The organism is Arthrobacter sp. AG1021 (assembly GCF_003633665.1).
In the GTDB taxonomy this organism is placed as follows: Bacteria; Actinomycetota; Actinomycetes; order Actinomycetales; family Micrococcaceae; genus Glutamicibacter; species Glutamicibacter soli.
Window position 1 is genome coordinate 178,863 of sequence record NZ_RBLB01000011.1, and the last position, 22,973, is coordinate 201,835.

Annotated in this window: 25 protein-coding genes; 22 read left to right on the forward strand and 3 right to left on the reverse strand. The window is 62.6% G+C overall.

Features of this window, described 5'->3' with window-relative positions; genetic code table 11:
- Window positions 1-14 precede the first annotated feature (14 nt).
- The 19 genes from DFO58_RS16180 (at window position 15) to DFO58_RS16270 (ending at window position 18,540) form a co-directional block, all read left to right on the forward strand.
- Complete coding sequence (locus tag DFO58_RS16180) at window positions 15-923, forward strand: hypothetical protein (RefSeq protein ID WP_120991681.1); 909 nt, start codon at window positions 15-17, stop codon at window positions 921-923.
- A gap of 3 nt (window positions 924-926) precedes the next feature.
- Window positions 927-1,304, forward strand: coding sequence for a hypothetical protein (locus DFO58_RS16185; RefSeq protein WP_120991682.1), 378 nt, complete (start codon window positions 927-929; stop codon window positions 1,302-1,304).
- A 14-nt stretch (window positions 1,305-1,318) separates the two neighbouring features.
- Window positions 1,319-1,753: a Gp19/Gp15/Gp42 family protein gene (locus DFO58_RS16190; RefSeq protein ID WP_147407316.1), complete on the forward strand. Its 435-nt coding sequence runs from the start codon at window positions 1,319-1,321 to the stop codon at window positions 1,751-1,753.
- The gene (locus DFO58_RS16195; protein ID WP_120991684.1) at window positions 1,750-2,079 is read left to right on the forward strand and encodes a hypothetical protein; all 330 of its coding nucleotides are present in this window, start codon (window positions 1,750-1,752) and stop codon (window positions 2,077-2,079) included. Before DFO58_RS16190 ends, DFO58_RS16195 begins: the two co-directional genes overlap by 4 nt.
- Window positions 2,080-2,202: 123 nt before the next feature.
- Window positions 2,203-2,514 carry a hypothetical protein gene (locus DFO58_RS16200; RefSeq protein WP_120991685.1) on the forward strand — a complete coding sequence of 104 codons (312 nt, stop codon included), beginning with the start codon at window positions 2,203-2,205 and terminating at the stop codon, window positions 2,512-2,514.
- The gene (locus tag DFO58_RS16205) at window positions 2,507-2,896 is read left to right on the forward strand and encodes a hypothetical protein (protein ID WP_120991686.1); all 390 of its coding nucleotides are present in this window, start codon (window positions 2,507-2,509) and stop codon (window positions 2,894-2,896) included. The genes DFO58_RS16200 and DFO58_RS16205 overlap by 8 nt, the downstream gene beginning before the upstream one ends.
- A gap of 58 nt (window positions 2,897-2,954) precedes the next feature.
- Window positions 2,955-3,578, forward strand: a complete 624-nt coding sequence (locus DFO58_RS16210) for a hypothetical protein (RefSeq protein ID WP_120991687.1) — start codon at window positions 2,955-2,957, stop codon at window positions 3,576-3,578.
- A gap of 102 nt (window positions 3,579-3,680) precedes the next feature.
- Complete coding sequence (locus DFO58_RS16215) at window positions 3,681-4,043, forward strand: hypothetical protein (RefSeq protein WP_120991688.1); 363 nt, start codon at window positions 3,681-3,683, stop codon at window positions 4,041-4,043.
- A gap of 119 nt (window positions 4,044-4,162) precedes the next feature.
- Window positions 4,163-4,438: a hypothetical protein gene (locus tag DFO58_RS16220; RefSeq protein WP_147407317.1), complete on the forward strand. Its 276-nt coding sequence runs from the start codon at window positions 4,163-4,165 to the stop codon at window positions 4,436-4,438.
- Window positions 4,439-4,465: 27 nt separating this feature from the next.
- On the forward strand, window positions 4,466-8,077 hold the full coding sequence (locus DFO58_RS16225; protein WP_120991690.1) for a peptidoglycan DD-metalloendopeptidase family protein: 3,612 nt from the start codon (window positions 4,466-4,468) through the stop codon (window positions 8,075-8,077).
- Window positions 8,074-8,928: a hypothetical protein gene (locus DFO58_RS16230; protein WP_120991691.1), complete on the forward strand. Its 855-nt coding sequence runs from the start codon at window positions 8,074-8,076 to the stop codon at window positions 8,926-8,928. The genes DFO58_RS16225 and DFO58_RS16230 overlap by 4 nt, the downstream gene beginning before the upstream one ends.
- 448 nt (window positions 8,929-9,376) lie before the next feature.
- Window positions 9,377-10,381, forward strand: coding sequence for a hypothetical protein (locus DFO58_RS16235; protein ID WP_120991692.1), 1,005 nt, complete (start codon window positions 9,377-9,379; stop codon window positions 10,379-10,381).
- 11 nt (window positions 10,382-10,392) lie between these two features.
- The gene (locus DFO58_RS16240; protein WP_120991693.1) at window positions 10,393-11,868 is read left to right on the forward strand and encodes a hypothetical protein; all 1,476 of its coding nucleotides are present in this window, start codon (window positions 10,393-10,395) and stop codon (window positions 11,866-11,868) included.
- A gap of 5 nt (window positions 11,869-11,873) precedes the next feature.
- Window positions 11,874-15,566 carry a hypothetical protein gene (locus DFO58_RS16245; RefSeq protein ID WP_120991694.1) on the forward strand — a complete coding sequence of 1,231 codons (3,693 nt, stop codon included), beginning with the start codon at window positions 11,874-11,876 and terminating at the stop codon, window positions 15,564-15,566.
- Window positions 15,567-15,593: 27 nt separating this feature from the next.
- The gene (locus DFO58_RS16250) at window positions 15,594-15,893 is read left to right on the forward strand and encodes a hypothetical protein (protein ID WP_120991695.1); all 300 of its coding nucleotides are present in this window, start codon (window positions 15,594-15,596) and stop codon (window positions 15,891-15,893) included.
- Complete coding sequence (locus DFO58_RS16255) at window positions 15,893-16,375, forward strand: hypothetical protein (RefSeq protein ID WP_120991696.1); 483 nt, start codon at window positions 15,893-15,895, stop codon at window positions 16,373-16,375. Before DFO58_RS16250 ends, DFO58_RS16255 begins: the two co-directional genes overlap by 1 nt.
- Window positions 16,368-16,778 (forward strand): hypothetical protein, encoded by a 411-nt coding sequence (locus DFO58_RS16260; RefSeq protein WP_120991697.1) that lies wholly within the window; start codon window positions 16,368-16,370, stop codon window positions 16,776-16,778. Before DFO58_RS16255 ends, DFO58_RS16260 begins: the two co-directional genes overlap by 8 nt.
- Before the next feature lie 83 nt (window positions 16,779-16,861).
- On the forward strand, window positions 16,862-18,199 hold the full coding sequence (locus DFO58_RS16265) for an N-acetylmuramoyl-L-alanine amidase (protein ID WP_183043236.1): 1,338 nt from the start codon (window positions 16,862-16,864) through the stop codon (window positions 18,197-18,199).
- A gap of 2 nt (window positions 18,200-18,201) precedes the next feature.
- Window positions 18,202-18,540 (forward strand): hypothetical protein, encoded by a 339-nt coding sequence (locus tag DFO58_RS16270; protein WP_147407318.1) that lies wholly within the window; start codon window positions 18,202-18,204, stop codon window positions 18,538-18,540.
- A gap of 128 nt (window positions 18,541-18,668) precedes the next feature.
- On the opposite strand, the gene DFO58_RS16275 is transcribed toward DFO58_RS16270, so the two are convergent.
- Window positions 18,669-19,376 carry a hypothetical protein gene (locus DFO58_RS16275; RefSeq protein WP_147407319.1) on the reverse strand — a complete coding sequence of 236 codons (708 nt, stop codon included), beginning with the start codon at window positions 19,374-19,376 and terminating at the stop codon, window positions 18,669-18,671.
- Between the two features lie 144 nt (window positions 19,377-19,520).
- On the opposite strand from DFO58_RS16275, the gene DFO58_RS16280 reads away from it, so the two are divergent.
- Together DFO58_RS16280 and DFO58_RS16285 are read left to right on the forward strand one after the other, a co-directional pair.
- A complete protein-coding gene (locus tag DFO58_RS16280) occupies window positions 19,521-20,765 on the forward strand; it encodes an MFS transporter (protein ID WP_183043237.1) in 1,245 nt (414 codons plus the stop codon).
- Between the two features lie 13 nt (window positions 20,766-20,778).
- The gene (locus DFO58_RS16285) at window positions 20,779-20,967 is read left to right on the forward strand and encodes a hypothetical protein (protein ID WP_053799110.1); all 189 of its coding nucleotides are present in this window, start codon (window positions 20,779-20,781) and stop codon (window positions 20,965-20,967) included.
- 10 nt (window positions 20,968-20,977) lie between these two features.
- Here DFO58_RS16285 and DFO58_RS16290 read toward each other — a convergent pair whose 3' ends face one another.
- Together DFO58_RS16290 and DFO58_RS16295 are read right to left on the reverse strand one after the other, a co-directional pair.
- Window positions 20,978-21,310, reverse strand: coding sequence for a GNAT family N-acetyltransferase (locus DFO58_RS16290; protein ID WP_120991791.1), 333 nt, complete (start codon window positions 21,308-21,310; stop codon window positions 20,978-20,980).
- Window positions 21,311-21,334: 24 nt separating this feature from the next.
- Window positions 21,335-22,336, reverse strand: coding sequence for a pirin family protein (locus tag DFO58_RS16295; RefSeq protein ID WP_120991702.1), 1,002 nt, complete (start codon window positions 22,334-22,336; stop codon window positions 21,335-21,337).
- 169 nt (window positions 22,337-22,505) lie between these two features.
- On the opposite strand from DFO58_RS16295, the gene DFO58_RS16300 reads away from it, so the two are divergent.
- The gene (locus tag DFO58_RS16300) at window positions 22,506-22,958 is read left to right on the forward strand and encodes a MarR family transcriptional regulator (RefSeq protein ID WP_047120521.1); all 453 of its coding nucleotides are present in this window, start codon (window positions 22,506-22,508) and stop codon (window positions 22,956-22,958) included.
- Window positions 22,959-22,973 lie beyond the last annotated feature (15 nt).

A 22,973-nucleotide genomic window follows, 5' to 3' on the forward strand; every position in this document is an offset into this window, starting at 1 on the left:
GGAATCATCCAGACATGATTACCTACCCATTCACCCCGAGCCAGACGGAGAACGCCAGCGCCGCGGACCTGCTGGCTTTCATCAAGTCTCCTGCTCTGCTCGCCCGCCGCCTGGGCGACATCCTCACGTCCCAGCAGTTCCTCGGCAACTTCCTGCTGCAGGGCCGCTACCAGGTCAGCGGTGGCGCCATCATGGTGCCGTCCAAGGAAATCATCCGCACCGACCGCGGCGCCGAGACCGTCGCCCCAGGCGCCGAGTACAAGCTCACCCCGCTGAGCGCCGAGCAGTACGAGCTGTACACCGCGCTGAAGGAAGGCATCGCCACCGAGGTCACCGACGAGCAGGTGGGCCGGCTCCTGCGCCAGCCAATCGATGACGCGCTGCTGCTCCTGCAGACCGAACTGGTGTTCAGCGCCAACGACGCGGCACTGGGCGTCATCCAGTCCTCGGTGACCCAGACCATCGCCGGCGGCGCATGGACCAACGGCAAGCAGATCCTCAAGGATGCCATGCGCGCCAAGGCCACCGTCCGCGCGCTGAAGCTGGGCTACGACATCGACACCGTCGTGCTTGACGGCATCCAGCACGCCGAGATCGTGTCTGAGCTGCTGGACGTCCTGCCGGACAGCGACGACACCGCCAAGACCGGCGCCTTCCCGACCATCGGCGGCATCACCTGGGTGGCAGCAGACGGCGGCGAAGTCACCGACCCGCTGTTCCTGGACCGCCGCCTGCTCGGCGGCATCGCCCGCGAGTCGATCCCGTCGCCGGAGTACCGCCCGGTTGGCAACGACACCGGCGTGGAGGTTGCCTCCATCCGCGAGAGCAAGGCGGACAAGACCCGCCTGCAGGCCCGCAACCCGCACGTGCCAGTGGTCACCAACCCGCTGGCCGGCATCTACATGACCGGAACGGGGGCCTAAGCCATGGCAACTCTGTACAAGGCCAAGGCCTCCGTCGTGAAGGTCTCCGTGGGCTCGCCCAACGGCAACCGTGTCGCCCGCATCGTCCGCGCCGGTGGGATCATCCCTGAAGGCGTGGACGAGGAGCAGCTGAAGCACCTGGTCAGCCGCAAGCTGATCGAGAAGGTCACCGTGACCGAGCAGCCGCCGGCGCAGAACCCGGTCGAAGCGCTCAAGGCCCAGCTGGAAGAAGCCAAGGCTGCCACCGAAGCAGCCAAGGCAGAAGCCGCCGAAGCAAACGGAAAGCTGGCCGTAGCGAACGCACAGCTCGAAGCCGCCAACGCCGACAACAAGCCGGCCGCCGCCAAGACCCCGGCGGCCAAGACCACCGGCACGAAGTAGGAAGGCGGGTGGCCATGGCTGACCTTGCGCAGGTCAAAGACATCGTCGACGCATGGCGCCCGCTGAAACCGGTCGAATCCACCCGAGTCGAGTACTGGATCGGAGCAGCATCCCGAAAGATCCGACGCCGCTGGAAAGACGTAGACCAGCGGATCGCCGCCGGAACACTGCAACTCGAAGACGTCACCGACGTCGTCGTGAGCATGGTGCTCTCGGTCCTTCCGAAGATCGAAAACAACGGAGTGAAATCCGTAGCCGTTGCCGCCGGAGCCGAGTCCCGGGCCATCACCCTGGACTCCTCCGGCGGCGACGAACGGCTCAGCTTCGAAGAGTGGATGGTGGAGATCTTCGAAGGGGTCGCGGCATCCACGCCGCTGCCCCAGATCAAAGCCCCCATGGCCTACGGCCTAAACCGGATCTTCCCGGACTGGAAAGAGGTGTACGAATGACCGACGCACTGCACCAGGTCATGGTCACCGCGCACGTGCCGACCGGGGCAACTACTCCGGCACCGGACGGCACACCCTCCAAAACCAGAACCCGGATCGACTGGGGACCCTGCAACTTCCAGCCAGCCTCATCCACCGAGGACCGAGCCGGAAAGCACACCGTCACCGGGGAGTACTTCATCAGCGGGCCCCTCAACCCACGCATCACCGCCGGGTCGATCATCACCGTGGCCGGGAACCCCTACAAGGTGAAAGCCGAACCCAAGCACTTCGCCTCGGGAATCCTCGACCACACCGAACTCAACCTCATTGATCAGAAAGGCTAGACACCATGGCACAGCATGAACCATCCCTGGAAGAAGACGGTCGTGTCGACTTCCGCGGGAACAAGTACAGCCAAGCCGACGCGATCGCGTTGGGCCTGATTGCACCGGTAAAGGAGGTGGCCGTTGAAACAGCCGAACCTCAGTACCGAGAAGCTGAACCAGGCGATGCAGTCACCGGCGGTCCGGGCAGCGCTCGCCGCAAAAGCTGAACGGGTTCTTCCCCGGGCGAAGTCGATCGCCTTGCAGGATGGCAAGCGCCAGTTTGCGCAGGCGCTGAAAGTCCGGCAAGGAACGCGTCCTGGCACCGGGTCACCCAGCGGTCTGCTGCGCTCCTTTGCGCGAGTCGAAGCAACGGTCACCGAAGACATGCGCAAGATCGACGGGTACGGCCGTTTGACTCGGCAGCAGATCCTCAGGCGGGCCACGGATGCCTAGCCTGAGCCGTTACCCGAAGGCTGAAGCGTTTGTGCTTGGCTGGCTGCGGGCGGGGCTCGATCCACCCATTTTCACTGAGACCGATGAAAACCTGCAGAAAACCGCTCCAGCCTACAAGGTGCAGGTCGTTGGCGGGGGCGAGCAAGATATCACTCGCTCGCCGACAGTCGAGATCTGCGCTTATGCCGTAGGTCGCGGCGCCGCTCTGGACCTGCTCGATGAAGCTGACTATCGGATGCGCAAGCTCCGATGCCAGGGAACAGCTGACGGCTACGCCGACGACGTGCGGTTGGCTTTCCACCCGACAGCCGAACCATATGGAAACACGGACCTGCACCAGGCAACCGCTTCGTACACTGTCGATTTCCGACCGAAACCATAACCACCGTCGAGGGCTGCAGATGCGGCCCTTCTTCTATATCTAGAAAGGGGCCGCGATCATGCCAGAAATCGATCTGGATCAGGCCAACGTGGATACTAACGTCCGCAAGTGGGGGTCTAAGTTGCTGTTTGTGCAGCCGATGACTTCCGCGCCACCTACCACCTTCTTCGGGGTGGAAGACCACCTGCCGATCTTGCCCGCAGACGCGAAGATCTTCGGATTCATCACGACCGACGGCATCGACCAGGAAGACTCGGTCAGCTCGGAAAACACCCAGATGGACCAGGCCCTCGAACCTGTCCGTCGCGATTTGACCGGTATCGAGAAGACCCTCCTCACGAACCTGGGCGAAGACAATGCCTACGTCCAGGCATTGTGGCACGGCGTGCCGGTCGAAGACTGGCCGGCAACCAGCGTAGGCCCGTGGATCTACCACGACGGCGCCATCTCCGACTACCCGTACATGCGGCTCGGCGTGATCGCAATTGACGGGGTAGGCGACATGGCTCGTTACCGCTACGAGTACGCCTACCGAGCTGCAATCACCGCGAAGGGCGCCCGTAAGCTGGCGCGCAACGCTGCGGAGACCTACTCGTGCACCTGGGGCCTCTTCCGCGATGCCGTCGCTAAGAAGTCGTACTCGCGGCTGCAGGACGGACCGTTCTACCACCAAGTCCCATAACCGGGCGACCCCCGAACCGGTTGGGGCTGGCAGCGAGGGGAATCCTGCCAGCCCCAACCACTTAGCTGATTCCCCAGATTCCCCACGAAAGGAGCCATCATCATGGCTGAACCAACCCGCCGCGTCGTACGCATGGACCGCTTCAAGAGGCAGCTGGCAGAGAACGTCGGAACCGACGAGCTGCTGCCAATTGAAATCGGCAAGGACGAGCGCGTGTTCATCCGCCTCGGTTTCCAGGTCGAGGACACCCCAGATTTCCAGGACTTCATGAAGCGCCTGCAGACTGCTTCACCGGGCGACGAATCCGCCATGGTCATCCTGGGTGAACACCCGGACCTGTCGAGTGAAGAGCAGCTGGAAAAGTGGAAAGCCGCCGGCTACACCACCGATGACCTGGCACTGGTCTTCGGAGCTGAAACCCAGGAGTACAAGGACTCGCTGGGAAAATTCCGGTACAGGGGATAGCTGAACTGATTGGGGCCGAGCCCGAGGCGTACGAGGCGGCATTGCTGCAGGCGTACCCCGGGCGCGACCCGCTCAGTGATGTTTTCTCCGGGAAGATCAGTCTCCGCAAATTCCGCGTCATGGTGGAAAACCTCCCGCCGAAGAACCCCGTTGCCCGGGCCGTGTCCGGCGAGTGGGGCGATGAGGAATGGATGCTGTGGGACATCAGCGGCCGGCTCCGCGATCTTTCCATCCAGCTGCATAACCTGTTCCGCGGAAATAGTGCCGCACTGGAACCGGAGTATCTGCCACGGCCCGAAGCCGGCACCGGCGAACACCAGGAACTCGAAAAGGCCGCAGAGCACCAGATGCAGGACAACCTTCTGAAAGTCCTGGCGCGCCCAAACCCTCACTGATTCATTTCAGAGAAAGGAGGGCGCACTGTGGCCGACGAAGTATGGGTCGACGTACTGGCCAACATGTCGCCATTCGCTACAGGATTCAAGCGCGGAGCTACCCAGGTCGCCCGCGATGCCGGCCGGCAAGCTGGCAATGAATTCACCAGGGCCATGGCCGACAACTCCGCCGGAGCCACGGACGGGCTCGTCAAAGAGCTGGAGATCTCCGCAAAGAAGAGCGAAGCCGCCCTGGGCAAGCTCAAGCAGGAGATCTCCACCGCTCGACAGGCGAAGAACAAAGCCGAAGCCGCCGAGCTGGACGCGCAGGTAAAGCTCACCGACGCGATCAGCAAGTACGGTAGCGAATCGGCACAGGCCCAGTCGGCAACGCTGAAGCTGGCCGCGGCCAAGGAGAAAGCAGAGAACGCGACTCGGAAGTACGAGAACGCAGAAGCTGCGCTTCAGGAAGAATCAAAAGCCGCTGCCAAGATCAGCGAACAGCTGACCGAGGCCCAGAAGAAGCAGACCGCCGAAGTAGGTAAGGCACCCAGCAAATGGGACAAGGTCAAGTCCTCTGTAGGCTCAGCCAACGATTCATTCAAGGCGGCAACAGGCGGCATGGGTGGGCTCATTACGAAGCTCACCGCCGTCGCCGGCGCCACCGCACTGGTGGCCAGCGGCTTCACGAGCGCAGTTGGTGAAGCCGATGGCGCCGCGGTACTCGGAGCTTCGCTGGGGGCCACCCCGGCAGAAGCCCAAAAATGGGGAGCTGTCGCCGGCGATCTCTACGCTGACAATTTCGGCGACTCCATGGAAGGCGTCACGGGTGCCGTGGACGCCGTCGTGTCCTCCATGCAGGGGATGCGCAATGCCTCCGAGGAGCAGATCGAATCCATCACCGCCAAAGCCCTAAGCCTCGAAAAGGCCATGGGCGTGGGAGTCGCAGAATCCGCGACGACCGCCGGCATCCTGATCAAGAACGGTCTGGCCAAGGACGCCGACCAAGCCATGGACATGCTTGCCGGATCCATGCAGAAAGTACCCCAAGCCATGCGCGGGGAAATCCTGCCGGTCTTCGACGAGTACTCCAAGCACTTTGCGCAGCTCGGCATCGATGGCGACACCGCCATGGGCATCATCGTAGCGTCCTCGCAGGACGGCGCGATCGGCATGGACAAAATGGGCGACGCGCTCAAAGAGTTCACGATCCGCTCGACAGACATGTCCAAGAGCACCGCTGGCGCATACTCCGCGCTCGGCTTGGACATGACGACCATGACCAACGATCTTCTGGCTGGCGGCGACCGGGCAGAAGGCGCCATGGCGCAAATCGTTCACGGCCTCCAGGAAATCAAGGATCCAGGCGAACAAGCCGCGGCCAGCCTCGCGCTCTTCGGAACACCACTCGAAGACCTCGGCACTGACCAGATCCCGAACTTCCTCGGCATGATCGACCCCATGGGTGACGCCTTCGATAGCACCGCAGGCGCCGCCCAGCAGATGACAGACGCCATCAATTCGGGACCAACCGCATCGCTCGAATCCCTCGGCCGAGGATTCCAAGGCCTCATCGCCGACGGAATCCAGCCTTTCCTAGGACCGGCACAAGAAGTCCTCAACTGGGTTACCCAGACACCGGGGGTCATGGAAGCAATGGGCATCGGGCTCGGCGGCCTGGCCACCGCGTGGGGAATCTACACCGTGGCCCAATGGGCAGCGAACTCGGCCATGCTCGCCAACCCCATCACCTGGGTCGTCGCTGCAATCGTCGCCGGCGCAGCACTTGTCGCTGTCGCCGTCGCCAACTGGGGCACCATCATGGGCTGGCTGCAAACCAACATCCTCGAACCCTTCCTCGCCTGGATCGCACCAGCCTGGGACGGGCTCATGACGGGAATGAATTGGGCCTGGGAGAACATCCTCAAACCGGCCTGGGACGGCATAGCAGCCGCAGCGGGCTGGCTTTGGACAACCATCCTCCAGCCAACCTTCACCTGGATCTCCGAAGCCTGGACCAACTGGACCAACAACGCCAAATGGGCCTGGGACAACATCCTCAAACCAACCTGGGACGCGCTCGCCGTGGCCGCAGGCTGGCTTTGGACCTCGATCCTGCAACCCGTATTCGGTTGGATCGGCGCTGGCTGGAACGTACTGGCCACAGGGATCGGCTGGGCCTGGACGAACATCCTGAAACCAGCCTGGGACGCGGTGTCCTCCGGCGCTTCGTGGCTCTGGAATAATGCGCTCAAGCCTGCCTTCGGCTGGATCAAATCCGGGTGGGACTCCCTGACGCAAGCCTTCGGGATCGTATGGGATAAATGGGGAAAGCCCGTATTTGACACGATCGCGAACCTGCTCAAGGGCGACTTCCCTGCCGCTTTCAAATCCGGCAAGGAAGCAGTTCAAGGGATCTGGGATTCCGTAGCGAACATCGTAAGAAAGCCCATCAACTTCGTGGTGAACACGGTGTACAACGATGGTCTGAAAGCCATGTTCAACGGCATCGCCGAGAAGCTCGGCCTCGGATGGAAGCTGCCAGACGTTGCCTCACTCCCAGCATTCGCCGACGGCGGTCAAATGGCGCACGGCTGGAAACTCGTTGGCGAGGAAGGCCCCGAGCTGATCAACACCGGTCCAGGGTACGTCTACACCGCAGCGGAAACCAAAGCGATGCTGGCGGGCAAAAAGCAGGCTCCGATGGAATCCCTGCCGACGCTCACCGGCGGTCACGACGAGCGGAACTCGAAACTACCAATCGGCGGCTTCTGGTCCGACGTATGGGGCGGTGTGAAAGGCACCGTCGGCGCGGTGAAGGACTGGGCCGTTGGAACCATCGCCGCGGGCGTACGGGCGCTGACTGAACCCATCAAGGGTTCAATCACTGCCATGCTCCCGGGAGAAGGAATCAACGAGCTGATCCGAGGAGCCGGCCACAAGCTGATCGACTCCATGACCGGATGGGCCGTCAAGAAAGATGACGCGAAAGCCGCGGCACAAGTCGCCGACGGCGGAGCAATGTTCTACGACGGTCCACTCGGAAAATTCGCGAAGCCAGCCAGCGGCCCCATCACCTCAGGTTTCGGCACCTCCCGAGGCCGATACCCCCACGCGGGCATCGACTTCGCAGTGCCGATCGGATCCGCAGTACGAGCCATGTACGACGGCATCATCCGAAAAACCGGATGGAACGCCGTCACCGGCCGCACCGGCAAGGGCACAGTCATGGACCACACCAACGGCTTGTCCTCGTACTACGGCCACCTCTCAGGATGGTCGGCAAAACCCGGCCAGCGAGTCAAAGCCGGCGACGTCATCGCACGCTCGGGCAACACCGGACGCTCCACAGGACCGCACCTTCACGCGGAGCTGTGGCGCAACGGCACACCGTTCAACTACCGGTCATACCTGTACGACCAAGGCGGATACGTGCAACCGGGACAAACCCAGGTAATGAACGCCTCGCGCTCGCCGGAGCCTGTTTTCAACGGGGCCCAGTGGCGATCGATTCATAACCTGGCGGCTCGCGGAGCGGAGCAGGTGCAGCACGGAGGGGATCAGATCACCATGCAACTGCCTAAGGATGCTGATGTTGATGACTTCCTCTCCGCACTGGATCACCATCGACGTCGGAATAACCGAGGAGGGAAGAAGTGAAGTTCAGGTTTGACGGGCTGACATTCGGCACGGACACGGCCTTGGTCAACACAAGCTTCAACTCGGGCACATCCAGCTTGCGAATTGGTGATGCTGAACGCTCCCAGCGTGATGGAGTAATTCCCGGTCGTGACTTCCTGGGTGGCAAGACGTGGGGCATCAGCCTCACAACCGATGCTGTAGATCTGGCCAGCGCGATTTCGTTGGAATCCGCGCTGGCCAGTCGCTGGCACGACCCGAAGCACCGACTGACACCGCTTACTATGTCCCCACTGTCCTACGAGCTGGACGGCCGGTGGCGACGAGTGTATGGGCGGCCGGACCGGTTCTCCGGGTCCAACGGGGATATCCGCGCGCAACAGGGTGGAGCACGCATCGATTGCGACTTCCGCTTGATGGATAGCCGGCACTTCGACGAGTCCGAAACCGTGCTGACGCTTCCGATCGTCCCTGCCTCGACCGGCGGCCTGATGGCTCCGCTTGTCGGGCCGCTGTCTACGGTCCGTTCGTCGGCACCGCGCGCCGGGTACGTGGACAACAAGGGCACCGCGGCGACGCCACTGAAAGCCGTATTCAAGGGGCCAATCACTGACCCGTATGTGCGCGCCGCGGCCGGGTGGGAGATCGCCCTGAAAGGGACACTGCTGCCTGGCCAGTCAGTCACCGTCGACTCTTTCGCCGGCACCGTCCTGCGCGGGTCCGCTCCGGTGGGTGGCATGCTCACCCGAAAAACCCGGTTATCTTCCGCGGTGCTGCCCGTCGGCATCTCTGATCTGACCTTCGGTGGCGTCGATCCGACTGGCACTGCGCTGGTCGAACTGCGCTGGCGCAACGCTTACTACTCAATCTAAGGAGGCCCCGATGGGTAATGAAAACAAAGGACCGCGCCGATCCTGGACCGAGGAAGCAGAAACCGGCCCTGTGTTTCAGGGCCGGGATCTACTAGGCAAGGCATGGATCAACGATTTCGAAGCTCATCTTCGAGTAAGTTGATCCGACTTTCCAATTCAAGGGTTACAGCGTGCACTGCGGCGAAAATGTCAGCAATATGCCTCGTCACTAGATGACCGGTAGTCATCTGCGTGGTGCCTAGTGCATCAGTAAGTTCATGCATGGTGTCCCGCAGAGTCAGTTCCAAATTGGTACTAGCTGGCGTTTCGCCATGGATCGGGAATCGTCTTTGGTAATCGGTCATTGTTCACCTTTGTCTGTGCGCACGGTCATGCGCGGTTCGTGTAGGAGCTTTCAGCATAGTGACCGTGCGCTCGATTCATTCTTTATGACTTTTAGGAGGCCCTTGTGGCTTTGGATCTCACGCCCTGGTTCGTGGGCGGCGGCGCCCAGCACTCCCCGGAGGTAGCACGCCTGCTCGCCTACGCCGCAACCTCCGGCGCGGAGGGCATCGTGGAGCCCGCATCGCTGGCGGTAAAGGCCCAGTCCACCCCGAACGGCACGGTAGCCGTCCGGCCGGGAGCAGCCCTGATCCTGAATCGTTACGCCGGCGGCACTCAGCAGACTTACGTGCTGCGCAATCCATCTTCTACCGCGGTGACGATCCCGGCCACCGGCTCGGGTGGCGGCCGCACGGATGCGATCATCGCACGGGTGCTGGATCCCCAGTACGAAGGTGCAGCACCTAGTGATCCGGTGACGTTCAACTACGCCCGCTTGGAACGCATCGCCAGCGTCCCCGGAAACCTTTCGAACATCAACCAGCTCGGTCTGACCTATCCAGCGATCCTGCTGGCCAAGATCACCATTCCGGCCTCCACCGGGACTATCACCAACGGCATGATCACTGACCTGCGTGACGTAGCAATACCTCGCGTTGCGGACGTGTGGCGACCTCGACCGAACGTTGTAGCAGACCGCGAAACGTTGAAAGCGGCCGGGGTGGACGGCGAATACTTCCCGAATGCGGGTGGAGAGCAGACAATTTCCGTTCCGAAGTGGGCGACCCGGGCGCAGATCCGCGCCACGTGGATGGGGGTGCGGCTTGAACCAGGTACTAACTGGGGTGAGATTTGGGCTGAGTTCGGCCCCTATCTGCGGGCGTCAACTCGGAAGTACAGCACCCAGAGGTACACCTGGGACGGAACCGCGAGCGGCGGTGTGACCCGGCAGCCATGGATTGTGGAAGACGATGTCTACGTCCCAGCCGATATTCGAGGGACCGATCAGATCTTCGTGATGAAAGCCCGATACGGGGCAGCTGGTGGAGCATGGACAGCGTCCATAGACGGGATGTCCGGAGTCTCCCTGGCGATCAGATTCTTGGAAGTCGCTGACCCTTCGACCACCTGATAGGAGGCGGCATGTCTGACTGGCGTTTTCATCTGTTGACCTTGCCTGATCGGCAGTGGGTAGACCGGGACCTGCAGCTGCAGGGGGCCAAGGTGACAGTTGGGCTTTCGCGCCCTGATAGCATCTCTGGCCGCCTGCCCTTGGGCTACCGGATGATCAACGCTCCCTCAGGGCAGCGGGCGCTCACCGAATGGGGCTCGGCCATTGTCGCTGAACAGGAAGGTCGAGATCCGGTCTTCGCCATAGTCGACGGTCTCACGACCGACGGGGACTGGCTGAACGTTGCGGCAGGCGGGTTCACGTCCTATCCGACGGGGATGCCGTGGGTCGATAAGGAGTTCTCCTCGACCCGTGTTGACCCATTGGATGTGGTTCGGTTGATCTGGACGAACCTGCAGAACAAGCCGGCGGGAGATCTGCAGGTAGTTGTGGACGCTGTGAAATCTGGACAGTTTCTTGGGAAGCCGGAGGGCGCGCAGCTGACGGCCGCTAAGCGGCATCAGGCGTACATGCAGGAGCAACTGGACTACACCAAGGAGCAAGCTGAAGAGGACGCGAAACTGGTCGACCAGTACGCGACCAAAGCGCTCGCTGCAGCAGGGCTCCCAGCCGGCGGGCTGTTGATCCGCTCCACGAGCGAACCTACGGGGGACAAACGCTCAAAAAGAAACCTGTGGTTCAAAGGCAACGCCGAGGGACTCCTCTCGGCGTCGACCTGGAACGGCAAGAAATGGGTCGAGCTTTCCACCGCGAAATTCAACGCGGCCAGCGACTGGTTTTTTGAATGGCTGGATCAGAAGGAAGTCCTCAAGGACTCCAAAGCGATGCATACGAAAACCAAGGAAGAGTTCAACACCGCCAAGTCCAAGGTCAGCGAGCTGTCGGAGCAGAAGGCAGAGCCATACACCCTTTCGTGGTGGGACACCCCCGACGTTGGCTCAATCATCACGGACCTGGCGACCCAGACCCCTTTCGACTACCGGGAAGAAACGACGTGGGACGGTGACGACGCGCTATCGCATCGGCTTCGGATTGGTTACCCGGAGTTCGGGGTCAGACGTGAGCATCTGAGACTGGAGATCGGCGTGAACGTCACCGCCCCGCCCCCGCTGGTCGAAGGCGATTACGCTTCGGAAGTCATGGTCCTGGGCGCCGGCGAGGGCCGCAGCATGGTCCGTTCCACGGCAGTGCGAGATGCAGGACGCTTACGACGTGCGCTCGTGCTTGAACGCAAGGAATTCACGAAGACCACACAGACAGGCCGGGAAGCCCGGAATGAGCTCGAAGCCCGCACCTCGGACTGGACCTTCGACAGCCTTTCCCTGGTGGACCACGACATGTGCCCATACGGCTCTTTCGATGCTGGTGACTGGTTGTACTTGACCGGTGATGCTGGCTGGGTGCAACTGGACCAGTGGGTGCGGGTGCGGGAGATAGAAATCGACTGCCCGACGGGCCAAATTATTTTGAAAGTGAGCAGCAGTTGAATCGCTTGAATGATGACGCCGCCTGGCTGGTCGAACAGATCGCCGAAGCCAAACGCATGGCTTCGGCCAACGGCCGCCCGCAGCTGGCGAACTCAGCCATCGAGTCCGGACGTATCGAAGAATACGACCAGGACGGCACGCTCGTGCAGATTGTGGGGGAGCAGCACGATGGCACGCACACGCCGGTAACAGTGAATGGTCCGGTGCCACCCGAGCCCGTCCCTCCTGTGTTGACGGCGGGTATCGGCAGCGTCGAGGGCCGATGGTCGGGGAAGTTCGCCGGTGATGCCTTGTCCCCGATGGATCTCTCTCACGTGTCGTTGCACGCCTCGCGCGTCGAAGTGTTCACGCCATCGAATGAGACGCAACTGGCCACGATTACCGGCGAGCTGGGAGACGTCGCCGTAGTGATCCTCGACGCCGGCCAATGGACGTTCGGTCTGGTCGCGGTGTCGAAGGCCGGAAAGTGGTCTCAGATGTCCGACACCGTGACGCTGGACGGGCCAGGCTACCCGTCACCGGTAGATATTCAAGACGAGCTGATCCAGCTTGACGAGAAATACGACGGAGTCATCACCGAGGCCGGCAACCTTGGGACCCGACTGGACGCGGCCGAGGAAGATCTCGCAGCACACGAGACGCGACTCAGCGCCAACGACGCGACGATATCGAACCTGACTGGGACGATCCTGCCGCAGCTGCAAACTGACCTGAACCAGGCCAAGACTGACCTGGCGCCCCTGCCAAACCTGATTCAGCAGAACACGGCCAAGGTCAACGAGGCCAAAACCCGCCTGGACTCGCTGGACTCAACCACACTGCCGGGCCTGACGACCGAACTGAACAACGCGAAGTCGCGCCTATCCACTGCGGAAACGGCAATCAGCACCACGCTACCTACCTCGATCGCCAACGCCAAGGCAGCAGCCGACATGGCCCTGCTGATCGCCCCGGTCAGCACCGCCGCACCCGTGCTCGCCGACGGCACCGGCCGACCCATCAATGCAATCTGGACCCGCATCGACGCCAACGGCAACGAAATCGGCTACTGGCGATGGACCGCATCCGGCTGGGTAGCAATGGCCATGACCCCCACGGTCATCCCGAACCTGTCCGCAGCCAAGATCACCTCCGGCACCATCGCCACAGCCCGCCTCGACGCAGCAGCGCTCGCCGTGGCGATCGCGTCGATCATTGAGCTGAACGCTGACCGGATCACCGCCGGGAAGATCGGGGCCTCACAGATCGACGTGGCCAGCTTGGCCGCGGAGATCGCGACCGTGATCCAGCTGAATGCCGAGAGTATTACGGCGGGCACGCTGAGCGCTGACCGGCTCGATGCGAACGCCGTAGCGGCCAAGGTCGCCACGGTGATCCAGTTGAACGCCTCGCGCATCACAGCCGGCACGATCAACACTGCTCGCTTGAATGTTTCGGAGATCGCCGCCCAGGTGGCTACCGTGATCCAGTTGAATGCAGACAGGATCACTGCCGGCACGATCGCTACAGCACGCCTGAACGCCCAAGAAATCGCGGCGGCTACCGCGGCCTTCCAGACGGTCGACGTGAAGAACCTCTTCGCGACCACTGGAACGATGTCCGAAGCTGTCATCAACAAGCTCTGGGCCGACGTAGTCATGTCCCGGAAAATCACCGCCCAAATGGCAGCATTCGGTGACTTCGAGAACTACGCCATCATCGACCCGGTGCTCGATGTGAATGTCAAAAGTCCCGCGAACTACAAGACCGTCACAGAAGGTGCCCACACAGCATCAGCGCCAGGATCGACAAACCTCTACCTGATGTTTCGGGATCGAGACGCGGGGTTCCCCTTCCAAGCAGGCGACAAGCTAAAGATCACCCTCAAGGGCCTGTCATCTGTAACCGTGAACGTGTCAGCGCGCATCTGGATGTATAGCGAGATCTCCGGCGGATCGAATGTTTCGGCCAGTTCGACTACTGCTTCATTTGGACCTACCGAAGCTGATTATTCGCTTGAACTGACTGTCCCACCTGCGCCATGGCCGGTGAAGTCATGGATCATCGGGCTGGTTGGCAACGCTGATACCGTAAATGTGCGCGTCAGAAATGTCAGCGCTCGCCGCATGTATGCGGGTGAAATGCTCGTTGATGGCTCGGTGAAAGCCAAGCAAATCGACACCGACGATCTTGCCGCGAACACTGGTTTCATTGCGGACCTAACGGCTCGCATCGTCAAGTCGGAGATGTTCGTCGGCAAGGAGTTCTTCGGCGGCAAGTTCATCGGCTCGTACTTTTGGACGGACGCTGCTGAAGCTGTCGGTCTCAAACTCGACAACCAGGGCTTGCGTGTCTACGGCGCCGAGGGCGGCGAACCGGTCACGGAGATCCGTGCCGATGGTGGAACCGTCTACTCCATCACCAACCCGACAACAGGAGAGGTGCTCGCTGCCCTCGACTCCGAGGGTGGCGTGACCGGGCAGGCGCTCAGCATCGCCGGCGAATCACGGCTGGACGGTTCCGTTGTCACAGGTAGTGACCCGCTCACCAGCGGGCACGGTTCCGGTGATTACGGGGTGACGATGAACGGGCGCGACACTCTCGGCGCCACGTTCATGAAGTACGTCGAAGAACACCCGAACGTCGCCGACGGTAACGCGTGGATGACCGTCATCCCACACGGCATCGTCGCACACCAGGAAGTCTCCACACCCAACCAGGGCTGGAACGCCGTCGGAGGTATCGACCACGCTCGCATCCGTGCAGTCGTGACGCTGGATGCGGTCTACGGCCGCATGTACCAGATCACCTACCGCACCCCTGCGATCAAGGAAACATCTTCCATGGGTGGCACCATCGGTGGCGCAGCCATCGTGTATTCAGCTCCTGGAAAATCGATTTCCGCCGGCGCGGCAACGAATAATGCGCTGACCGGGTCCCGCTACTACCTGAGAGGAGGAGGCGGATTCGACCAAGCCATGGTCACCGTGTACGCACGATGCCCGGAGGACATCCCCGAAGGGAAGATCATGCTCGGCCCGGAAGTGTACATCTACTCCGGGCGCGCAGCCGTCGCCTCCGATACCAACGACACGGCCCGTTGGTCAGTCGTCGTCGCCGACCTGGGGCTCCGTCGCTCCTCGTACACCGGCCGCGACATCGACTCGAACAAGCAAGGCACCACGCCGCCGCCTGTACCAGCACCAGACCCGGATCCGGTGCGGCAGTACACCGACACCATCAACGCCACCTGGTGGCAGGCCTACACCGGCGACGGTTCCCAAGCGACGCACTCCACGTACAGCGGAGCCGCCGCGCAGGGCCGTTCGCCGTACGTGCCGGGCAACGGTGTGATGCGAGGCCTCGTGGGGTTCCCGTCGCAGCTCACACGCTTGTCGGGTGCCACGGTGAAGAAAATCGAGGTCTATGTCTATGCGAAGCACTGGCATTCCTCTGCCGGCGGCACAGCGTGCATCGGTGTGCATAACCACGCCAGCGCCCCGTCGTCGTGGTCGTCGGCCGCGAATGATGTGAAACGGCAGAAGCTGAAGAAGCCGGAGGGGCGTTGGATCACGTTGCCGTCCTCGGTGCATGCCGGATTCAAGAGCGGCAATACGAAGGGCATCAGCTTCTTGCCTCCGTCTTCGTCGACGTCTTCTGAGTACTACGGATTGTTCACCGGAAATAAGACGAAGCTGCGCATCACCTACACGAAGTAACCCGAACTCATGGAAAGGGGAGAGGGAATGGACGAAACACCAGTGGAGCCGGAGGAAACCCCGGCACCGGTCGTACCGGATCCGGTGCGGCCGCAAACGACCAGCGATCTGCTGAAGATCCAGCGGGCGCTCGGCGGGGACACGATGTGGGGTCTTCGCCTGGAGATCGCATTCAAGATCGAAGGCAAACCGGACACGACCAGCAGCCGCATCGCGGTGACCAAAGCCTGCGTGGACAACATCAGCTGTGACATCGACGGCACAGTCTCCACGGAGGGTGTGACCGATGAGCAGCTGATGGACGCCGTCAAGGGGCTGGAGGAGTGATGCCGACGCATGTCTTCAAACCGACCCGGAACCCACCCCGCTGGTGGGACCGGCTGCTGGTGCACCCCATGGATACGACGGTCGCGGCTGTCGCCGTGCTCTTCGGGGTGCTCGTTGTCCTGTCGCTGATCGTCCCGGACTTCATCCCGTCCAAAAGCATGGACAAGATGCCGTGGCCCATCGTCATCCTCGTGTCAGGGTTCCTCGGCACCGGAGGACTGCTCGCGCTCACCGGCCTGAACTGGTGGGGAGACAAGGTCTCCACTGGATGGGCCATCGAGCAGCTGGGCTGGTGGATGGCCGCCGGCGGCTTCGCCACCTACTCGCTGTCCGTCTCGTGGCATTACCCAGGCAGCGCGTTCGCCTGGGGCGTGCCGCTGGCCCTGGGTATCGGATCAGTGGTGCGAGCGGTGTCGATCATCATGATCGAGCGATCTGTGCGCCGGGCCCTGGCCGAGGTGGAAGGACACCAGCATGAGTGAAGCGTCGATCGTAGCAATCATCCTGGGGGTACTGACATTGCTCACGGGCGGCGGCTTCTGGGGCTACCGGCAATTCAGCCGCGAAGCCCCGGTGCGCAAACGTGATGCGGATATCGCAGTGGCGGAGAAGTCGCAGCAGATGGCCATGGCCATCGCCGACGATTTGCGGGAGGACTACGGCCGTTTGCGCACGGACCTGAACTCCGAACGCGAAGAGCGCCAGAAGCTGGCCGGCCGGGTGGACTCCTTGGAAACACAGATCCGGGAGCAGAACCGGACGATCCAACGGCTGCGCGAAGCAGTCCGGACGTTCAACGCCGCCTGGGATGACCTCACGCACCGCTGGCATCACTACCGGGCATCCGAGCACCCGCCGGCACGCCCGAACATCACCATCGACTAAGCCACCCGGAACGGTGGCTTTTTTTCATGCCCGGGGGCACGCCGCTCCCGGGCATACCCATACCCGAAAGAAAGGGCTGGCCTATGCGCGAGCAGCTGGTCAAGAAGAAAGACAAGATCTACGGCGGCACCAACCGGTGCACGTCTATCACGGTCCACGAAACCGCGAACACTTCCAAGGGCGCCGACGCCCAGGCTCACGCGAACCTGCAAACTTCCGGCAACGTCCGGCAAGCGTCCTGGCACATCACCGTGGACGACACCGAAGCGATCCGCTCCTACCCGGACACCGCGCAGTGCTGGCACGGCGGCACCCGCGAAGCTGCCGAGTCATCCATCGCGGTGGAGATCTGCGTCAACTCGGACGGCGACTACGACCAGGCGTTCAAGAACGCGGCCAGGGTTGTCCGCGATCTGCGCCGCCAGCATGGCATCGGCCGCTCGAAGGTGTACGACCACGCGCACTGGACCGGCAAGGACTGCCCGTCGAAGATGCGCGCTGCAGGCCGCTGGAAAGAATTCCTCGACCTCACCGACCCCAACCAGAAGGAGAACCCAGTGGGAATGATCAGCCCATTCGAAGGCCGGCTCACCGGCCACCACAACGACCGCGACGGCTACCCGGGGCATAAGGGTCTGGACATCGCACCGCCGAAGCCTGGCCAGGTCGGCATGCCCGTCTACGCGGCGTTCGCCGGCACGTGGCAGGAGATCGTCCGCAACGCCAAGCCTGGCAACAAGTCCTCAACCTGGGCACCGCGCCGCACTGGCAACGGTGGCTTGATCTCCAACCCGGACGGCGAGGGCAACGGCTACAACCACATGCGCCCGCTGGATCACTTCAAGGTGGGGGACAAGGTTGTCGCGGGGCAGCTGCTCGGCTACAACGACCGCTCCGGCACCCAGACCGGCCCGCACCTTCACTTCGAACTGTGGGCGGACTGGCGCAATTCCAATTCTGATTACGCGCCGGAACTTGCGTTCGAGAAGTTCAGCGTCAAGATCGGCTCCGCCCCGGATCGCACGAGCATCGCGCCGGTGAAGCCTGCCGGAGGCGGTTCCAAGCCGTCCAAGCCTGCCGCCAAGCCAAGCGTGCCGACAGACGTGAAGAAGAAGCTCAAGGCCATGGGCTACAAGAACCTCGATGCCAACGACGTCGAGGCCTACCAGGCATGGCACGGGCTGGTCCCGGACGGGCAGTGGCTGGCCAAGACCGAGGCGAAGTACCAGGAAGTCGTCCGCGCCCAGAACGCCACAAAGAAGATGAAGGGCGTCCCGGACAACTGGGCATCCGACGGCTACTGGGGCGTGACCTCGAAGAAATGGGCCGCCTACACCTCGGGCCGCAACGGGTGGAACAACCCCCACGGCTACCTCACCAAGAAGTACATCTCCAACCTCAAGAAAGTGAAGGCATGGTAATCATGGCAAAGCATATTGCAACTGGCGTCCCGACTCAGGTGGCGCACCCATGGCAAGCGACCGCCCGCACAGGTGTGGCGTACCTGCTCGCGGCCATCGGCTTCCTGGCCGCGGCCCTGCCGATCCTCCAGGAAGTGATGGGCGAATACCTGCCTCCATCGTGGGGTGCGTGGATCACCGCCGCCGTGGCGTTCCTCGTTGCCCTCGCCACTCTGATCACCAGGCTCATGGCGCTGGCCAAGGCGCAGGACTTCCTCGCGAAGATCGGCCTCGGCACCGGCGTCGAAAAAGAACCGTTGCCGGCAGACATCGTGATCGACACCGAGGGCACCACCGAATAAACCAGTCCGCTGGATTCCCACAGAGAGCCATATCTGGGAATTCAGCTCGCGCGCGTTCCCACCTGAACGACGAACCGCCCCACCCTCATTGCGAGGGTGGGGCGGTTTTCTGCGTTACGACGAGACTTTTAGAAGTCCATCGGGTAACCCTGTGAATTGGCGTCTTCCAAAGTGATGACCTCCGCTTCGCCAACGAGCCCGCCTAGGTCAATGCTCATCCGCGTAAATTCCTCTGGAAGGTCATCTCCGGTAACCACCGTGAATTTCTTCAACGCTCCAGGATTCGCCACGACGCTCTCGGACTCGAACGCGGCCTCGTAGAGGTCGAATCGCTTCTCGTAGGCCTTCCACTCGGGGCTGTCCTCGGTGGCATCGGGAGCATCAGGGAGCTGCTCTTGCACGGCTTCGACCAAATCTAGGGTCCGCTTGAAAATGTACTCACTGCCGTCCTTGTCATAGGCGCGGAACTCGTAAGGGAATGCCTCGGCATGTCCTTCACGGTTGTCGATCGTGACGGTCCAGAAAGTGAAGTCGTCCTCGTAGGCATCGCCAGCATCTTCGCCGGCGGCATCGAGGAAGGCATCCAGTTCAGGGCTGGGCTTGCCGGACGTGGCGACCTTGCCGAAGGTCATTCCGGTGGCGAAAGCGTACTCCTTCACACCTGACTCATCCGCGGGTTTTGATGCCGAGGGCGAGGCAGACGATTCTACCGGCGCCTCACTCGCCGCGGGTGCTTCGCTAGGTGTTGGTGCAGGCGCGGGTTCGGAGCCTCCGGAGCAGGAAGCAAGCGCCAGACTCAGGGCCAGCGCGGGCAATAGAAAAATAGACTTGCGCAAGATTGTGCCGCCTTTGATTATTAGTGGCTCTTTGGCCAATAAATGGTGAGTTTAAAGAGATACTATCTCGAAAGATCTAAATGTAATCTGATCTGCAACGCTAACTGGTTTCCCAACCACACCTGTGGAAGGGTCACCACGGTGATGCCGCTGGTCAGCGAGGTGCTGGACGGGGATCGGCTGTTCGCCCTGTCTTTCGCGGCGCCCATGGCTAGCGGCATGCTGGGCATGGTGGCGGCCGGCGAAATCACCGACCGCTGGGGGCCGAAGATTCCGCTGTTCGCCTCGGTAGCGGTATTCCTGGCGGGCCTGCTGGTGTGCGGCACCGCGGGCAGCATGGAGATCCTGATTTCAGGGCGCATCCTCCAGGGCATCGGCGGCGGCGCGATCACCGTGGCGATCTACGTGCTCATCGCGCGCGCGTACCCCGGCAGCCTGCATGCGAAGATCTTCGCGCTCTTCGCCACCGCTTGGGTGTTGCCCGCGCTGATCGGCCCCTGGCTGGCCGGGCTGATTGCGACGTTCATCGGCTGGCGCTGGGTGTTCCTGGGTGTCATGGGGCTGGTTGCCCTCGCCTTCTGCGCCATCATCCCGGCCCTGGACCGGCTGCCTCGGGAGTCCCACTCCGAGCTGGGCCCGGTCTCCTGGAAACGCCTGCTGCTGGCCGGGTTGACCGGAGCGGCTGTCATCGCGATGAACCTGCTGGGCAACAGCGGCGGCGCCTGGTCGCTGCCGGCCCTGCTCGCGGCCTTGCTGCTGGCGCTGCTGACCATCCGCCCGCTGTTGCCCAAGGGCACCTTCAGCGTGCGCCGCGGGCTGCCCGCCACCATGAGCACACGCACGCTGGTCGCCGGCGCGTTCTTCGGTGTCGAGGTGTACCTGCCCTACCTGTTGCGCGAGGACTACCACTTGAGCCCGGACCGGGCCGGACTGGTGCTGACCGCTTCGGCGCTGAGCTGGTCGGTGGGTTCGTGGCTGCAGGGCAAGCTGGGCGACAAGCTCTCGAATTCGCACAGCATCACCCTCGGAGCCCTGGCCAGCACGGTCGCGATCTCCACGGCGCTGCTCACCGCGGTGTACCACCCGCCGGTGGCGGTGCTGATCTGCGGCTGGGCCGTGGGCGGCTTCGGCATGGGGATGATCTACCCGCGCCAGAACGTGAATATGCTCAAGCTCTCGGCCGAGCATGAACAGGGATTCAACTCCTCGGCCATGACGCTGGCCGATTCGCTGGGTACCGCCGGCGCCACGGCGCTGGGCGGCGTCATTTTCGCCACGGCGGCCGCAGGGTGGGGCTTCATCTCGGTGTTCAGCTTCTGCCTGGCCCTGGCGCTGGTCCTCATCATCGTTTCGCCGCGCACCAAGCCTGTTGCCCGGCCAGCGGCTTGACTACGCTGGGGGCATGGATACGCAGCTTCCGAAGACCAGCAATCCCGCCGCCAGGGCTTTCGAGCAGGCCGGCATCACCAGCCTCGAGCAGGCGGGGCAGGCCGGCGCCGCCGCGCTGCTCGCACTGCACGGCGTCGGACCGAAAGCCATTCGCATTCTCCGCGAGGAGCTGGCCGCGCGCGGCCTGGAGATGAAACCCTGAAATCCCCGGTTCAGCTGCGCGGAAGGATTTCCAAGTGGCTCGGGGTCGGCTGCACCAGATGCGCCTGGTATTCCGAATGCTTCGCGACATATCCCTTGACGTACGGGCAGACTGCCACGATCTTCGCGCCGCTGGAGATGGTGTTGTCCAGCGCGAACTTCACCATGACGCTGGCCAAGCCCTGTCCGCCGTACTCCTCGTCCACGGTGGTGTGGAAGAAAATGCGCTCCACGCCGTCGGTGCCGTCGTAGTCGCGGTAGTGGGCCGCGCCGATGCGCTTGCCGTTGTCGTCCAGGGAGAAGCGCTGGCGCTCGGGGAGGAATACCGGCTTGATCTCACTCATGTTCATGTTTCCTTTGCAGATGTACTAGGACGGGTTGACGCGCGGGCGCAGCTTGACGGTCGGCAGCGCTGGCGCCGGCAGCGCCGCGGGGGTGTTCGGAGGGAACGGCCCGAAGCGGTCTTCGCTGGCATCGCCGGGTTCGGCGCCGATTTCCGCCTGCCACTGGGCGCGGAAGGCCAGGACCTCCTCGTGGGACCGTCCCACGAAATTCCACCACATCAAGATGTCTTCATTCAGCGGTTCACCACCGATAACAAGGGCGAGGACTGGTTCATTCCCGGCCTTGAGGCGCAGGCACCTGCCGCCGGCCCGAACGTAGCCCAATTCGCGAGACTCCAGCTGGTGCCCGTTGACTTCTAGGCTTCCGGAATCCAGCAGCACGCCGTGTTCGTGATGCTCCGGAACCACGATCTCGATCTCGGCGCCCGGTGCTAGGCGCAGCTCCGCGCCTGACAGCTCCGTGTGGGTCTTGACCGGCGAGGTCGAGCTCTGCGATCCGACGGCGAGACTGCCCAGGAAGACCGACAGCGACCAGCCATCGCCGTGCATCGGCTCCGGGCGGTAGTTCTCGAAGGTCGGCTCCATGTCGCGCGCGCCGTCTGGCAGCGCGGTCCACAGCTGGGCGCCATGCAGGATCGTGGTGCCCTCGGTGAGGATCTCCGAATGGCTGATGCCGTGACCTGCGGTCATCAGGTTCACTTCGCCCGGGCGGACGGTGGCCGCGAAGCCTGCCGAGTCAAGGTGGTTGATGGCCCCGGTGAACAGCCAGGAGACGGTTTGCAACCCGGTGTGCGGATGGCGCGGGACGTTCATGCCTCCGGTGATCGTGACGTCGTCGGGGCCGTAGTGGTCGAGGAAGCACCAGGCGCCGATGAGGCTGCGCTGCTTCTGGGGGAGCGTGCGGAAAACGGTCATGGCCCTCAATCCGCCCAAGGGGACCTCGCGCGGTTCGAGGATCTCAATTTCGGAGGGGGATTGACCCGCGCAGCAGTCGATTTCTGCCGGCGCCTGCTCAAGGTTGCTCATAGGCACAAGGCTATGCAGTGCAACCGGGTTTCGCTACCTATTCCGCGGCGGCGTGGCGGATGAAGCCGGTCGCCGGCGAGGAAAGCCCTCGGCCGCCAAAGTCCGGCAACAGCGTACGATCAATAGGAGGACAGCATTGCGACGAGAAGAAGTAGGGGCCGTGGAGAGCATGAATCTGCAAGACGAAGAACTGCTGCAGCTGGAGAAGCAGGTGTGCTTCGGATTGGCGGTAGCCTCACGTACGGTGATCTCGGCCTACAAGCCGGTTCTCGACCCCATGGGGCTGACGCATCCGCAGTATCTGGTCATGCTGGCGCTCTGGGAATTCGCGCCGATGAGCGCGCGTGAACTGAGCGACCAGCTGCACCTGGATCCGGGAACGCTTTCCCCGCTGCTCAAGCGCCTGGAAACAGCCGGCCTGATCGTCAAGACCCGCAATCCGCAGGATGAGCGGGCCATTGTCATCACCACCACCGAGCAGGGGGCGGCGCTGCGCACCGAGGCCGTGAAGGTGCCGAAGGAAATGATGAAGCGCCTGAACCTGAGCCTGGAGGACGCGGTGGAGCTCCGCACGATCCTGGACCGGATGATTGCCGCCGGTTCGGCCGCGCCGAAGGGCTGAATCATTAATTAGTTG

Coding starts and splice junctions, on each gene's coding strand:
- DFO58_RS16180 (WP_120991681.1), top strand. CDS start 15: ATGATTACCTACCCATTCACCCCGAGCCAGACGGAGAACGCCAGCGCC.
- DFO58_RS16185 (WP_120991682.1), top strand. CDS start 927: ATGGCAACTCTGTACAAGGCCAAGGCCTCCGTCGTGAAGGTCTCCGTG.
- DFO58_RS16190 (WP_147407316.1), top strand. CDS start 1,319: ATGGCTGACCTTGCGCAGGTCAAAGACATCGTCGACGCATGGCGCCCG.
- DFO58_RS16195 (WP_120991684.1), top strand. CDS start 1,750: ATGACCGACGCACTGCACCAGGTCATGGTCACCGCGCACGTGCCGACC.
- DFO58_RS16205 (WP_120991686.1), top strand. CDS start 2,507: ATGCCTAGCCTGAGCCGTTACCCGAAGGCTGAAGCGTTTGTGCTTGGC.
- DFO58_RS16210 (WP_120991687.1), top strand. CDS start 2,955: ATGCCAGAAATCGATCTGGATCAGGCCAACGTGGATACTAACGTCCGC.
- DFO58_RS16215 (WP_120991688.1), top strand. CDS start 3,681: ATGGCTGAACCAACCCGCCGCGTCGTACGCATGGACCGCTTCAAGAGG.
- DFO58_RS16220 (WP_147407317.1), top strand. CDS start 4,163: ATGGTGGAAAACCTCCCGCCGAAGAACCCCGTTGCCCGGGCCGTGTCC.
- DFO58_RS16240 (WP_120991693.1), top strand. CDS start 10,393: ATGTCTGACTGGCGTTTTCATCTGTTGACCTTGCCTGATCGGCAGTGG.
- DFO58_RS16250 (WP_120991695.1), top strand. CDS start 15,594: ATGGACGAAACACCAGTGGAGCCGGAGGAAACCCCGGCACCGGTCGTA.
- DFO58_RS16255 (WP_120991696.1), top strand. CDS start 15,893: ATGCCGACGCATGTCTTCAAACCGACCCGGAACCCACCCCGCTGGTGG.
- DFO58_RS16260 (WP_120991697.1), top strand. CDS start 16,368: ATGAGTGAAGCGTCGATCGTAGCAATCATCCTGGGGGTACTGACATTG.
- DFO58_RS16265 (WP_183043236.1), top strand. CDS start 16,862: ATGCGCGAGCAGCTGGTCAAGAAGAAAGACAAGATCTACGGCGGCACC.
- DFO58_RS16270 (WP_147407318.1), top strand. CDS start 18,202: ATGGCAAAGCATATTGCAACTGGCGTCCCGACTCAGGTGGCGCACCCA.
- DFO58_RS16280 (WP_183043237.1), top strand. CDS start 19,521: ATGCCGCTGGTCAGCGAGGTGCTGGACGGGGATCGGCTGTTCGCCCTG.
- DFO58_RS16285 (WP_053799110.1), top strand. CDS start 20,779: ATGGATACGCAGCTTCCGAAGACCAGCAATCCCGCCGCCAGGGCTTTC.
- DFO58_RS16290 (WP_120991791.1), bottom strand. CDS start 21,310: ATGAGTGAGATCAAGCCGGTATTCCTCCCCGAGCGCCAGCGCTTCTCC.
- DFO58_RS16295 (WP_120991702.1), bottom strand. CDS start 22,336: ATGAGCAACCTTGAGCAGGCGCCGGCAGAAATCGACTGCTGCGCGGGT.
- DFO58_RS16300 (WP_047120521.1), top strand. CDS start 22,506: ATGAATCTGCAAGACGAAGAACTGCTGCAGCTGGAGAAGCAGGTGTGC.